Here is a 12,408-nt window from a genome sequence, read left to right as displayed (position 1 = left end):
TCCAGGGCTCAGGGCAGGACCGCAGTCATGACCCGCATCGTCTCGGAAACGCTCATCGAACGCCTGGTCGCCTGGGGTGTGGACACCGTGTTCGGCCTGCCGGGCGACGGGATCAACGGCATCATGGAGGGTCTGCGCCGCCACCGCGACCGGGTCCGGTTCGTGCTGGTGCACCACGAGGAGGCGGCGGCGTTCATGGCCACCGCGCACGCCAAGGCCACCGGCCGCATCGGCGTCTGCCTGGCCACCAGCGGCCCCGGCGGCATCCACCTGCTCAACGGCCTGTACGACGCGAAGCTGGACCACCAGCCGGTCCTGGCCATCACCGGCATGCAGGAGACCAGCGTGCTCGGCACCGGCTACCAGCAGGAGGTCCACCTGGACCGGCTGTTCGAGGACGTCGCGGAGTACAACCTCCTGGTCGACAACCCCGCACAGCTGCCCGGCGTCGTCGACATCGCGATCAGGACCGCCTACGCCCGGCGCGGGGTGGCCCACCTGACCATCCCCAACGACGTCCAGGTCGCGCCCGCCGACGCCGAGCCCTACCCCCAGGTCGCGCCGGCCCGGCCCCCGGCAACCGCGCCCATCTACCTCAGCGCGCCCGGCATCCCCCGGCACGAGGACCTGGAAGCCGCGGCCGAGGTGCTCAACTCCGCCGAGCGCCCGGCGATCCTGGCCGGCGCCGGCGCCCTGCACGCCCGCGACGAGGTGCTGGCGGTGGCCGACGCGCTCGGCGCCCCGGTGATCAAGACCCTGCCGGGCAAGGCCGTCATCCCCGACGACTCGCCCTTCGCCGTGGGCGGCATCGGCCTGCTCGGCACCCGCCCGGGTGAACAACTCATCGAGGACTGCGACACGCTGTTCATGATCGGCACCAACTTCCCGTACACCAAGCATCTGCCCGAACCGGGCAAGGCACGGGTGGTGCAGCTGGAGGCCGACCCGGTCCGCGCGGGCGTGCGCATCCCGACCGAGGTGCCGATGATCGGCGACGCCAAGCAGGGCCTGGCCGCCCTCCTGCCGATGCTGAAACGGGCCGCCGACCGCAGCCACCTGGACACGTACGTCCAGGCGATGGAGCGCTGGCGGGCCGAGATGGCCGCGCTGCAGTCGCCCGACCGATCCCCGATCGCGCCCCAGTACCTGATGGCCTGCGTCGACCAGGCCGCCACCGACGACGCGATCCTGACCTGCGACTCGGGCACCATCGCCACCTGGGCCGCCCGGCACTGGACCATCCGCGGCGCGCGCGGCTTCTACCTGTCGGGCAACCTGGCCACCATGGCGCCCGGCCTGCCGTACGCGATCGCAGTGCAGCACGCCTACCCCGGACGCCAGGTGATCGCGTTCGTCGGCGACGGCGGCTTCGCGATGCTGATGGCCGAGTTCCTGACCGCCGCCCAGCACGGCCTGCCGATCAAGGTGATCGTCAACAACAACAACTCGCTCGGCCAGATCCTCTGGGAGCAGATGGTCCTCGGCTACCCCGAGCACGGCGTGCGCTTCGGTCAGCCACCCGCCGACTACTCCGCCTGGGCCCGCTCCTGCGGCGGCCACGGCGTCAAGGTGCGCGACCCCGGGGACCTGGCCGGCGCCGTCCGGCAGGCGCTCGCCCACGACGGGCCCGCGCTGATCGACGCCGACGTCAACCCCGACGAGCCGCCGATGCCGGGCAAGGTGACGTACGAGCAGGCCAAGAAGTTCGCCGAGGCGTTCCTCAAGGGCCAGCCGCACAAGGCGTCGATCGCGACCACCCTGTTCAAGGACAAGATCTCGCAGCTGGGCGGGTGACCGACATGAAGACTCTTCCTGCTCCCGCTGTCCGGAGTGCTCAGCCGTACGTACGAGTCCGCGACCTGGAACGCGACCTGGCCCGCGCGGTGGACGGCGAGGTCCGCTTCGACCCCGGCAGCCGCGGCGCCTACGCCACCGACGCCTCCAACTACCGGCAGGTGCCCATCGGCGTGGTCGTGCCGCGCACGGTGGAGGCCGCCGCCGCGGCCGTGGCCGTCTGCCGCGAGCACCGCGCGCCGATCACCTCACGCGGCGGCGGCACCAGCCTGGCCGGTCAGACCTGCAACGCCGCCGTCGTCATCGACTGGTCGAAGTACTGCCACCGCCTCGTCTCCGTCGACGAGCGGGCCCGCACCTGCGTGGTCGAGCCGGGCATCGTGCTGGACGAGCTCAACCGGCAGCTCGCGCCGGACGGGCTGATGTTCGGCCCCCGCCCGGCCACCCACTCCCACTGCACGCTCGGCGGCATGATCGGCAACAATTCCTGCGGCTCCACCGCGCAGCTGTACGGCAAGACCGCCGACAACGTGGTCCGCCTGGAGATCCTCACCTACGACGGCATCCGCATGTGGGTCGGCCCCACCGACGACCAGGAGTACGAGCGGATCGTCGCCGGGGGAGGCCGCCCGGCCGAGATCGTCCGGAGGCTGCGCGAGATCGCCGCCGAGAACGCCGGCGAGATCCGCCGCCGCTACCCCGACATCCCGCGCCGGGTCTCCGGCTACAACCTCGACCAGCTGCTGCCCGGCGGCCCGTTCGACCTGGCCCGCGCCCTCGTCGGCTCCGAGGGCACCCTGGTCACCGTGCTCCGCGCCGAGCTGGCGCTCGTCCCGGTCCCCGCCGCGAGAAGCCTGGTCGTGCTCGGCTACCACGACATCGCGGCGGCCGGCGACGCCGTGCCGCCGATCACCGCGCACCGGCCGCTCCAGCTCGAAGGGCTCGACGACAAGCTCGTCGGGTACGAAGCGCGCAAGCACATGAACGAGAAGGCGGTCGCCGAGCTGCCGGAGGGCGGCGCCTGGCTGATGGTGTCGTTCACCGGCGACAGCCAGGAGGACGCCGACCAGCGGGCCCGCACTCTCGTGGAGAAACTGGGGCGCGGCGAGCACGCCCCCGGCGTGGCGTTCTTCGACGACCCCAGGTCCGAGCTCGAACTGTGGGAGCTGCGCGAGTCCGGGCTCGGCGCCACCGCGCGCGGCCCCGGCATGACCGACACCTGGCCCGGCTGGGAGGACTCGGCCGTCGCCCCGGACCGGCTCGGCGACTACCTGCGCGACCTGCGCAGCCTGCTGGACGAGTTCGGCTACGGCGACGCCGCCCTGTACGGGCACTTCGGCCAGGCGTGCGTGCACACCCGCATCCCGTTCGACCTGCTCACCGCCGACGGCGTGGCGACCTTCCGCGCCTTCCTCGACCGGGCCGCCGACCTGGCCGTCTCCTACGGCGGCTCCCTGTCGGGCGAGCACGGCGACGGCCAGGCCCGGGCCGAACTGCTGCCCAAGATGTTCGGGCCCGCCATCGTCGCCGCCTTCCAGCAGGTCAAGGAGGTCTTCGACCCCGGCGACCGGATGAACCCCGGAAAGATCGTCGCACCGTACGGCATCACCACGAACCTGCGGCTGGGCAGCGCGTGGACGCCCGCCGACCCCGAGACCGAGTTCGGCTACCCCGACGACAAGGGCAGCTTCCAGCGGGCCGTGATGCGCTGCGTCGGCGTCGGCCAGTGCCGCAGCCACGAGGGCGGCGTCATGTGCCCCTCCTACCGGGCCACCGGCGAGGAGGAGCACTCCACCCGCGGGCGCGCCCGGCTGCTGTTCGAGATGCTGAACGGCCACGCCGACTCCACGATCACCGACGGCTGGCACTCCACCGCCGTCCACGACGCCCTCGACCTCTGCCTGGCCTGCAAGGGCTGCAAGCACGACTGCCCGGTGGGGGTGGACATGGCCACCTACAAGGCCGAGTTCCTCGCCCACCACTACGCGGGCAGGGTCCGGCCCGCCGACCACTACAGCATGGGCTGGCTGCCGGTGTGGGCGCGGCTGGCCGCGTTCGCGCCCGGACTGGTCAACGCCGTCACCCACGCGCCCGGCCTGGACCGGCTGATCAAACGGCTCGGCAACATCGAGCCGGCCCGGCCGGTGCCGTCCTTCGCGGGCATCCGCTTCAGCGACGCCTACCGCCGCCGGGGGCCGCGCGGCGGCGGCGAACGCGGCGACGTGCTGCTCTGGCCCGACACGTTCACCGACAACCTCGCCCCGCGCATCGCCGCCTCGGCCGTCACCGTCCTCGAATCCGCCGGATACCGGGTGCTCATCCCGCCGCGCACCCTCTGCTGCGGCCTGACCTGGATCTCCACCGGGCAGCTCGGCATCGCCCGCCGAGTGCTGCGCCGCACCCTGGACACGCTCGCGCCGCTGCTCCGGCGCGGCGTCCCGATCGTCGGGCTGGAACCCAGCTGCACCGCCGTCTTCCGGGACGACGCCGCCAACCTGCTGCCCGGCGACCGCGACGTCACCCGCCTCGCCGAGCAGACCAGGACGCTGGCCGAGCTCCTCACCGGCACCGACGGCTGGCGGCCGCCCCACATCGGGCGCGCCGCCGTCGCCCAGCCGCACTGCCACCAGCACGCCGTCCTCGGCTACGAGGCCGACCAGCGCCTCCTCCAGCAGGCCGGGGTGCAGGTGCGGACCCTCGGCGGCTGCTGCGGCCTGGCCGGGAACTTCGGCTTCACCGCCGGGCACCTGCGCACCTCGCTCGCCTGCGCCGAGCACGAACTGTTGCCCGCCATCCGCGAGAGCGGCACGGGCACGTTCATCCTGGCCGACGGCTTCAGCTGCCGCACCCAGATCGAACACGCCACCACCCGGACCCGCCCGCTCCACCTGGCCGAACTCCTCTCCCGCGCCGTCACGGCCCAGGCGCGGTAGGCGCTGGACCATCTCCGGCGTCATCGGCGGAGATGGTCCCGGTACGCCCCTACTGCGCGGCTTGTCTCGGCAGCACCATCTTGGACGTCCGCATCAGGGCGACCGCGGCGATGCCGACGACCGGCAGGATCGTCAGCTGCCACAGCCCGGCGCCGCGCCCGACGTGCTCAGGCCGTACCGCACGCTGCATCGCGGTGGCGCAGTTGGTGCCCGCTGCCGAAGGTGCCGACAGCACCTACTGGGCCGTCGGCGTGGTGGCGACCTGGTACATGAAGTAGGTGCCGGTGGACGTCGTCGACACCTGAAACGGGTTGATCGATAGCCTTATCGGGCTATCATCGTGATATGGCGATGAATCCCGACGGTGGCCGCTGTGTCCGGGCCGACATAGCCGCCGGCGTCTCCCCGGCTGCGGCGATGTTCCACTCCCTGGCCGACGAGACCCGGCTGCGCATCGTGCAGCGGCTCGCGCGCGGCGAGGCGCGCGTGGTGGACCTGACCACCCGGCTCGGGCTGGCCCAGTCCACCGTGTCCAAGCATCTGGCCTGCCTGCGCGACTGCGGGCTGGTCGACTACCGCGCCGAAGGCCGCCAGTCCTTCTACTTCCTGACCCGGCCCGAGCTGATGGACCTGCTCGCCTCGGCCGAGCAGCTGCTGGCCGCCACCGGCCACGCCGTGACGCTCTGCCCCGACCAGGCCGAGGGAGAGCCGGTCTCGTGACCGTACTCCCGGCCCGGCGGGCGGTCCTGCGGCGCCGCGTCCAGTTGCTGGTCGCGGCGACCATCACCTACAACCTGATCGAGGCCGCGGTGGCGATCACCGCCGGCGCCGCCGCATCCTCCGCCGCGCTGATCGGCTTCGGGCTCGACTCCCTGGTGGAGGTCGCCTCCGCCGCCGCGGTGGCCTGGCAGTTCTCGGCCGCCGACCACGAGAGGCGGGAGAAAGCGGCGCTGCGGGTCATCGCGATCTCCTTCTTCGCCCTGGCCGCGTACGTCGCCGTCGACGCCGGGCGCGCGCTGCTCGGCGCCGGGGAGGCCGAGCACTCCACGCCCGGCCTTGTCCTGGCCGCGCTGTCACTGGTGATCATGCCGTTCCTGTCGGCCGCGCAGCGCCGCGCCGGCCGTGAGCTCGGCTCCGCCTCCGCCGTGGCCGACTCCAAGCAGACGCTGCTGTGCACGTACCTGTCGGCCGTGCTGCTGGTGGGGCTGGCGCTCAACAGCGCCCTCGGCTGGTCCTGGGCCGACCCGATCGCCGCCCTGGTCATCGCCGCCGTCGCGGTCAAGGAGGGCCGTGAGGCCTGGCGCGGTCACTCCTGCTGTGCGACACCTTCTCAGGGAGGCTCACCATGCCGGTAACCGCTTTGATCATCTACCTCGTCTGGCTAGCGCTGGCGTTCGGGGTGCGCAGCTGGGTGCAGTGGCGCCGCACCGGGGACGCCGGGTTCCGCGGCGCCGCCCTCGACCGCGGCACCGTCCAATGGTGGGCGAGGCTTCTCTTCGTCGCCGCCCTGGTCGCCGGCGTGGCCGGGCCGATCGCCGCCCTGGCCGGGCTGCCGCCGCTGCCCGGCGCGGACCACTGGCTCCCGCAGGCCGCCGGGACGGGGCTGGCCCTGTTCGGAGTGGCGGCCACGCTGGCCGCGCAGGCCTCGATGGGCGCATCCTGGCGCGTCGGCGTGGCCGAAGAGGAGACCACGGACCTGGTCACCACCGGCGCCTTCGCCTTCGCCCGCAACCCCATCTTCACCGCCATGATCGTCACCGCCGCCGGGCTGGCCGTCATGGTCCCCAACCTCGTCTCCCTGGCCGCGCTGCTGCTCGCCGTCGTGGCGATCGAGCTGCAGGTCCGCGCCGTCGAAGAGCCGTACCTCCGGCGCGTGCACGGCTCCGCCTACCTGCGCTACGCCGCCCGCGTCGGCCGCTTCCTGCCCGGCCTCGGCCGCCTGTCCCACTGACCCATGACCGGATCGTGGGCATGGGACCTGCTGATCGGGGCCGCCGTCGCGCTCGCCGTCACGTGGCTGGCCCTGATCGGCGCCCTCGCGATCCTCCGCCCCCGGGGCAACCTGCTGCGCGAGGCGCTGCGGCTGCTGCCCGACGTGCTGCGCCTCGTCCGCCGCCTCGCCGCCGATCCCGGCCTGCCGCGCGGCGTACGCGTACGGCTCGCGCTGCTCCTGGCCTACCTGGCGCTGCCCCTGGATCTGGTGCCCGACTTCATCCCCGTCCTGGGCTATGCCGACGACGCCATCATCGTCGTCGTGGTTCTCCGCTCGGTGATCCGCCGCGCCGGCCTCCCGGCGGTCCGCCGTCACTGGCCGGGCACCGACGACGGCTTCACCGCCTTGACCCGCCTCACCGGGCTTGACGGGCACGAGGAAAATCCGCCGTAGGTAGAGCTTTCTCTACCTACGGATGAATTTTCCGCTGACGCGACACCCAGCGCCCTGACCCCTTTCTGTCAGGTCAGGCGATCTCGTCAGTCATGCCAGGAGATCCATTCCGCATAAAGGGCGACCCGCTCACCACCCTGGTCACGGTCGTCGTCGACAGCGCTGACGCGCCGCAGATCGGTGCGTACGCGTCGGCAGGCGACCTAGTGATCGCGGAACTCTCGGGAGAACGCTGAGCCCGCGCCGCTTACGTCGAAGGCCGGCGCTCGCGTCTCCGCATCAGATCATCGATGCGTAAGGAGATGATGATGCCCCAGCCCGCGATCGCGAGGAGTTGTCCTGCCCACCACCAGGAGCCCATGTCCAGGCCGAGCAGCCACTCGAGATCGGATGGCCGACGTCCCTCGAACAGGCGCTGTGTGTAGCCGACGGTGACATACGCGCCGAGGCCGATCACGACCAGGTTGAGCCACACGGGAAAGGACGGGGGCGATATTCGGGACGAGGACCTTGCAGGTTGTCGACCTTGTCGGCCATGGGACAACCATGACAGTCGCGGGACCGGTTGAGAAGACGAACGTCGTTCTTGATTTTTTCGGTCGCTCGAATGCGTGGACGCCGCCGTAGGGTGGCAGACGTTTCTGCCGCGGAACGACCTGTACGCGCGACGCGAGGAGATTGCAGTGACCCAGGAGATCACGCTGCCCGACGGCACCACGGCCTGGCTGGTCACTGGGTACGAGGAGGCACGGCAGGCGCTGGCGGACCGGCGGATCTCCAAGGTGGTCAAGGCCGAGGAGCTCGGGCTGACCCCGGAGCTCACGCGTTCGATGTTACGCATGATGATGTTCCTCGACCCCCCGGACCACACGCGCCTGCGCCGGCTGGTCTCGGCCGCGTTCACCACCCGCCGGGTCGAGGCCATGCGCCCGCGCGTCGAGCAGCTGACCGCCGACCTGCTCGACGCGGTGGAGCCGGTGCGGACCCCGGTGGATCTGATCGAGTCGTTCGCCTACCCGCTGCCTCTGCAGGTCATCTGCGAGCTGCTCGGCGTCGCGGCGGAGGATCGCGTGGAGTTCCGCGAGTGGTCGGCGATCGTGGCCGCCGGTCCGGCCAGGCAGCACGAGCTGCCCGGGGCACTGGCGAGGGTGCAGAAGCGGATCGAACACCTGCTGGCCGAGCGGAGCGCGCATCCCGGCGACGACCTGCTGAGCGGTCTGCTCGCGGTGCGCGAGGAGGGCGACCGCCTGTCCGCGGACGAGCTGACGTCGATGGTGTTCATGCTGCTGATCGCCGGCCATGAGACCACGGTCAACCTGATCGGCAACAGCGTCTTCGTACTGCTCGAAGACCGGGACCGGTGGGACCGCCTGCGCGCCGAGCCCGGGCTGCTGCCCACCGCCATCGAGGAGTTCATCCGGTACGAGTCGCCGGTCGCCAACGCGACCCACCGCAGGACCACGGAGGCGCTGGAACTCGGCGGTCGGGAGATCCCGGCCGGTGCGCGGGTGGTGGTGAGCCTGGCGCGGGCCAACCGCGACGGGGACCGGTTCGAGGACGCGGACGAGCCGCGGATGGACCGTGCGCAGAACCCGCATCTGGGGTTCGGGCACGGCATCCACTACTGTCTCGGCGCGCCGCTGGCCCGGCTGCAGGGGGAGGTCGCGCTCACCGCGCTGATGGCCCGGTTCCCCCGGATGGAGCCGGCGGGCGAGGTCGGAAGGCGCTCCGACTTCCAGTGCGGCGTCACCAAGCTCCCCGTCCGTCTCCACGGTCAGTAGAGGCCCGCCTGGCGGTAGACGGCGGTGAGGTAGCGCAGCATCTCGGCGGCGTCCGGCGGGTCCGGCTGCAGGACGCGGTACGTCACCGCGCCCGCCATCATGTCGATCAGCACGTCCAGGTCGGCGTCGGCGGCCACGGCGCCCTCCTGCTGGGCGCGCCGGAGCATCGCGGCGGCCAGCTCGCGGCGGGGCAGGACGTAGTGCTCCCAGTAGATCTTCATCAGCTGGGGATGGCTCACCGCCGACCCCATGATGCGGGCGACCAGCGCGCGGTAGTCCGCACGGGAGACGGTCTCGGCCGCCGCGGGCAGGACGCGTTCCACGATGTCACGCGGATGCATGGCGTAGACGTCGGCGGCCGAGGGGGCGACCTCGGCGCGGACCCACTCCTCGATGGCCTGCGCGAGCAGTTCCTCCTTGGTCTTCCAGCGGCGGTAGACGGTCAGCTTGCCGACGCCGGCGCGCTTGGCGACCTGCTCCATGCTGGTGCCCTCGACCCCGCGTTCGACGAACAGCTCCAGCGCGGCGTTCAGGATCGCGGTGTCGGTCCCGGGGTCGCGGGGCCGCCCCCGCCCGCGGGCGGCGGTCATCCGAGCGCTCCTTCCAGCCACCGGGTGACCTCGGCGGCGCCGCCCTTGCAGGCCAGGTGTCCGTCCGGACGTACCAGCATGGGCGGCCCGTCGCGGTGGAGCCGGACGACCTGGTCGCCGAGCCGTCGCCGGGCCGCCTCGAAGGCGTCGTCGTCGCCGAGCACCGCCCAGGCGCCCCGCAGCTCGGCGTGCAACCGGGTGCGGCTGCCGTCGGCGCGCTCGCAGGCCAGGTCGCCGACGCGGTCGCCGGGGCGCGGCTTGCTCCCGCGTCCGCCGAGCGGGCCGCGCCGGTAGCTCACCCACAGCTGCGAGGTGGAGTAGGTGGCCCACCGCTGCAGCCACGCCGTGTTGAACAGCCGCGTCAGCACCTGGTCGCGCAGGAGACGGCCGATCGGGCTGCCCGCGATGTTGACCTTGGTGGCGGCGGTGCTGCCGCGCAGTACGGTCGTGGCCAGCGGCCGGCGTTCGGCCTCGTACGTGTCGAGCAGCGCATCCCCGGCCCGGCCCCGCACGACGAGGGCGAGCTTCCACGCGAGGTTCTCGGCGTCGCCGAGCCCGGTGAGCATGCCCTGCCCGCCGAACGGGGCGTGCGCGTGCGCGGAGTCGCCGGCCAGCAGGATGCGCCCGGCCCGGTAGGCGTCGGCCAGGCGGCGGTGCACGCGGAACAGCGACGCCCAGGTGACCTCGCCGAGCCGCAGGCCGGGCAGGCCGGTGCGCTGCGGCAGGATGTGGCGCATGCGCTCGGCGATCTGTTCCTCGCCGGGCTTGTCGTCCTGGAAGGCGGCGTCGTAGGCGAGCAGCCGCCACTGGTCGCCGGGCATCGGCATGGCGCCGAACACGCCGTCGGCGTGTGTCCAGCCGCTGGTGCCCGACCGGTCCAGGGCCGGCTCGCCCTCCAGGCGCCCGTCGACGATCAGGAAGCGCTCGCTGATCTTGACGCCGGGAAAGGCGATGCCGGCCAGCTTGCGGACGGTGCTGCCGGTGCCGTCGCAGCCGACCAGCCACCCGGCCCGGATGGTGGTGCCGTCGGCGAGCACGGCGGTGACGCCGGTCGCGTCCTGCTGGGCTTCCACCAGCCCGTTGCCCCATTCGGGCCGCCCGCCCAGCGCGGCCAGCCGCTCGCGCAGCCGCGCCTCGACCCGGGCCTGGGAGATCACCATGGGCGGGGCGGCGGTGTCGAGCCCCGGGTCGCCGAACCGCAGGCGCATCATCGGCCGGTCACCGGCGTAGGAGGTGATGGTCATCGCCCGCACCGACTCCTCGGGCAGCCCGTCGAGCGCGTCGAGCCGGTCGAGCACCTCCGAGCCGCGCGCGTGCACGAAGTTGGCCCGCGAGGTGGTGGCCGGGCCCGCGGCCTTGTCGACGACGCGTACGGAGACGCCGTGCTGGAGCAGTGCGCAGGTCAGCGCCAGGCCCACCGGCCCGGCCCCGACCACCAGAACGTCCGTGTCCATTGCGGCTCCTTTTGTTTACGGTACGGTCCCGTAAATAAAAGCATAAGGACCCTCCGCGTGCGATTCACCTCCAGCCGGTGGGTACAGTGACGGGTGGTGTGCCGGGAAGTCTGGTCGGCGGAGCAACTGATCTGTACCCGAAGCCCGGAGCGCCTCATGACCGACCCTGCCCCGTCGCGCAAGCCTGCCCTGCTCAGCCGGGGGTCCTGGGGCGAGGCGTCGCGCATCGGCGTCATCCTCCGCAAAGAGACCGTCGGCGGAGCCCTGCTGCTGATCGGCGCGGTGGTGGCGATGCTCTGGGCCAACTCACCCTGGGCGGACGCCTACGAGACGCTGCGCGGCGTCCGCGTCGGCCCCGAAGCACTCCACCTGGACCTGACCCTGGCCACCTGGGCCGCCGACGGCCTGCTGGCGATCTTCTTCTTCGTGGCCGGGCTGGAGCTCAAACGCGAGTTCGTCGCCGGTGACCTGCGCGACATGCGTCGGGCCGCGGTTCCGGTGGCGGCGGCGCTGGGCGGGGTGATCGTCCCGGCGCTGCTGTACCTGCTCATCGCCGGTGGCGTGGAGGGCGCGGCCCGGGGGTGGGCGATCCCCACGGCCACCGACATCGCCTTCGCCCTGGCGGTGCTGGCGGTCATCGGCCGCTTCCTGCCCACGGCGCTGCGCACCTTCCTGCTCACGCTCGCCGTGGTCGACGACCTGGTGGCCATCGCCATCATCGCGCTGTTCTACACCGAGCACCTGTCGCCGGTCCCGCTGCTGGCGGCGCTGGTGCCGCTGGCGATCTTCACCGTGCTGGTGCAGCGCCGGGTGCGGTCGTGGTGGCTGCTGCTGCCGCTGGCCGCCGTCACCTGGACGCTGGTGCACGCCTCGGGGGTGCACGCCACGGTCGCGGGTGTGCTGCTCGGCTTCGCCGTGCCCGTCCTGCGGCGCGATAAGGCCGAGGGTGCGGGGCTGGCCGAGCATTTCGAGCACCGGTTCCGCCCGCTCTCGGCGGGGGTGGCGGTGCCGGTGTTCGCGTTCCTGGCGGCGGGCGTGTCCCTCGGCGGCCTGGACGGCCTGATGGGCGCTTTCAGCGACCCGGTGGTGCTGGGCGTCGTGGTGGGCCTGGTCGCGGGCAAGCCGATCGGCATCATGGCGGCGACCTGGCTCACGGCCCGCTTCACCCGCGCCGACCTGGACGAGAACCTGTCCTGGGTCGACATGCTGGGGCTGTCGCTGCTCGCGGGGATCGGCTTCACCGTCTCGCTGCTGATCGGCGAGCTGGCCTTCGGCGCGGACGGCGGCGAGCAGGTCAAGGTGGCGGTGCTGGCCGGCTCGGTGACCGCGGCGCTCCTGGCGACGGTGGTGCTGCGCCTCCGCAACCGCGCCTACCGGCGCATCCACGAGATCGAGACCCTGGACCTCGACCGGGACGGCGTGCCGGACGTGTACGAGGCCGGCTGGTCGGGCAGACCCGGCCGCTGATCC

Annotated in this window: 12 protein-coding genes; 8 read left to right on the top strand and 4 right to left on the bottom strand. The window is 72.5% G+C overall.

Annotated elements, in window-relative coordinates:
- Positions 1 to 27: 27 nt before the first annotated feature.
- Positions 28 to 1,794: a thiamine pyrophosphate-dependent enzyme gene (locus AB0J42_RS19660; protein WP_364296261.1), complete on the top strand. Its 1,767-nt coding sequence runs from the start codon at positions 28 to 30 to the stop codon at positions 1,792 to 1,794.
- Between the two features lie 5 nt (positions 1,795 to 1,799).
- The gene (locus AB0J42_RS19655) at positions 1,800 to 4,727 is read left to right on the top strand and encodes an FAD-binding and (Fe-S)-binding domain-containing protein (RefSeq protein ID WP_364296259.1); all 2,928 of its coding nucleotides are present in this window, start codon (positions 1,800 to 1,802) and stop codon (positions 4,725 to 4,727) included.
- Between the two features lie 49 nt (positions 4,728 to 4,776).
- Here the strand turns inward: AB0J42_RS19655 and AB0J42_RS19650 are convergent, their stop codons facing one another.
- On the bottom strand, positions 4,777 to 4,962 hold the full coding sequence (locus tag AB0J42_RS19650; RefSeq protein ID WP_364296257.1) for a hypothetical protein: 186 nt from the start codon (positions 4,960 to 4,962) through the stop codon (positions 4,777 to 4,779).
- Positions 4,963 to 5,078: 116 nt separating this feature from the next.
- Between AB0J42_RS19650 and AB0J42_RS19645 the strand changes: the two genes are divergently transcribed.
- From AB0J42_RS19645 to AB0J42_RS19630, 4 genes are read left to right on the top strand one after another with little or no spacing between them, the layout of a single operon-like run.
- On the top strand, positions 5,079 to 5,447 hold the full coding sequence (locus AB0J42_RS19645) for a metalloregulator ArsR/SmtB family transcription factor (RefSeq protein ID WP_364296491.1): 369 nt from the start codon (positions 5,079 to 5,081) through the stop codon (positions 5,445 to 5,447).
- A complete protein-coding gene (locus AB0J42_RS19640) occupies positions 5,444 to 6,082 on the top strand; it encodes a cation transporter (RefSeq protein WP_364296255.1) in 639 nt (212 codons plus the stop codon). The genes AB0J42_RS19645 and AB0J42_RS19640 overlap by 4 nt, the downstream gene beginning before the upstream one ends.
- A complete protein-coding gene (locus tag AB0J42_RS19635) occupies positions 6,073 to 6,678 on the top strand; it encodes an isoprenylcysteine carboxylmethyltransferase family protein (RefSeq protein WP_364296253.1) in 606 nt (201 codons plus the stop codon). Before AB0J42_RS19640 ends, AB0J42_RS19635 begins: the two co-directional genes overlap by 10 nt.
- Positions 6,679 to 6,681: 3 nt before the next feature.
- Positions 6,682 to 7,113, top strand: coding sequence for a DUF1232 domain-containing protein (locus AB0J42_RS19630; RefSeq protein WP_364296251.1), 432 nt, complete (start codon positions 6,682 to 6,684; stop codon positions 7,111 to 7,113).
- 247 nt (positions 7,114 to 7,360) lie between these two features.
- Here the strand turns inward: AB0J42_RS19630 and AB0J42_RS19625 are convergent, their stop codons facing one another.
- Positions 7,361 to 7,588 carry a hypothetical protein gene (locus AB0J42_RS19625; protein ID WP_364296249.1) on the bottom strand — a complete coding sequence of 76 codons (228 nt, stop codon included), beginning with the start codon at positions 7,586 to 7,588 and terminating at the stop codon, positions 7,361 to 7,363.
- Positions 7,589 to 7,796: 208 nt separating this feature from the next.
- Here AB0J42_RS19625 and AB0J42_RS19620 point away from each other — a divergent pair, with 208 nt between their 5' ends.
- On the top strand, positions 7,797 to 8,894 hold the full coding sequence (locus AB0J42_RS19620; protein WP_364296247.1) for a cytochrome P450: 1,098 nt from the start codon (positions 7,797 to 7,799) through the stop codon (positions 8,892 to 8,894).
- On the opposite strand, the gene AB0J42_RS19615 is transcribed toward AB0J42_RS19620, so the two are convergent.
- Positions 8,888 to 9,484 (bottom strand): TetR/AcrR family transcriptional regulator, encoded by a 597-nt coding sequence (locus AB0J42_RS19615; protein WP_364296245.1) that lies wholly within the window; start codon positions 9,482 to 9,484, stop codon positions 8,888 to 8,890. The genes AB0J42_RS19620 and AB0J42_RS19615 overlap by 7 nt on opposite strands.
- Positions 9,481 to 10,938, bottom strand: coding sequence for an FAD-dependent monooxygenase (locus tag AB0J42_RS19610; protein ID WP_364296243.1), 1,458 nt, complete (start codon positions 10,936 to 10,938; stop codon positions 9,481 to 9,483). Before AB0J42_RS19610 ends, AB0J42_RS19615 begins: the two co-directional genes overlap by 4 nt.
- 156 nt (positions 10,939 to 11,094) lie before the next feature.
- Here AB0J42_RS19610 and nhaA point away from each other — a divergent pair, with 156 nt between their 5' ends.
- Positions 11,095 to 12,405, top strand: coding sequence for a Na+/H+ antiporter NhaA (nhaA, locus tag AB0J42_RS19605; protein ID WP_364296241.1), 1,311 nt, complete (start codon positions 11,095 to 11,097; stop codon positions 12,403 to 12,405).
- Positions 12,406 to 12,408 lie beyond the last annotated feature (3 nt).

Origin of the sequence: Nonomuraea sp. NPDC049649, from assembly GCF_040675175.1 — a bacterium.
In the GTDB taxonomy this organism is placed as follows: domain Bacteria; phylum Actinomycetota; class Actinomycetes; order Streptosporangiales; family Streptosporangiaceae; genus Nonomuraea.
This window is presented reverse-complemented; position numbering and strand designations above follow the sequence as displayed.

Bases quoted from the DNA above. Each gene is read 5' to 3' on its own strand.
- AB0J42_RS19660 (WP_364296261.1), top strand. From the start codon at position 28: ATGACCCGCATCGTCTCGGAAACGCTCATCGAACGCCTGGTCGCCTGG.
- AB0J42_RS19655 (WP_364296259.1), top strand. From the start codon at position 1,800: ATGAAGACTCTTCCTGCTCCCGCTGTCCGGAGTGCTCAGCCGTACGTA.
- AB0J42_RS19645 (WP_364296491.1), top strand. From the start codon at position 5,079: ATGAATCCCGACGGTGGCCGCTGTGTCCGGGCCGACATAGCCGCCGGC.
- AB0J42_RS19635 (WP_364296253.1), top strand. From the start codon at position 6,073: ATGCCGGTAACCGCTTTGATCATCTACCTCGTCTGGCTAGCGCTGGCG.
- AB0J42_RS19630 (WP_364296251.1), top strand. From the start codon at position 6,682: ATGACCGGATCGTGGGCATGGGACCTGCTGATCGGGGCCGCCGTCGCG.
- AB0J42_RS19615 (WP_364296245.1), bottom strand. From the start codon at position 9,484: ATGACCGCCGCCCGCGGGCGGGGGCGGCCCCGCGACCCCGGGACCGAC.
- AB0J42_RS19610 (WP_364296243.1), bottom strand. From the start codon at position 10,938: ATGGACACGGACGTTCTGGTGGTCGGGGCCGGGCCGGTGGGCCTGGCG.
- nhaA (WP_364296241.1), top strand. From the start codon at position 11,095: ATGACCGACCCTGCCCCGTCGCGCAAGCCTGCCCTGCTCAGCCGGGGG.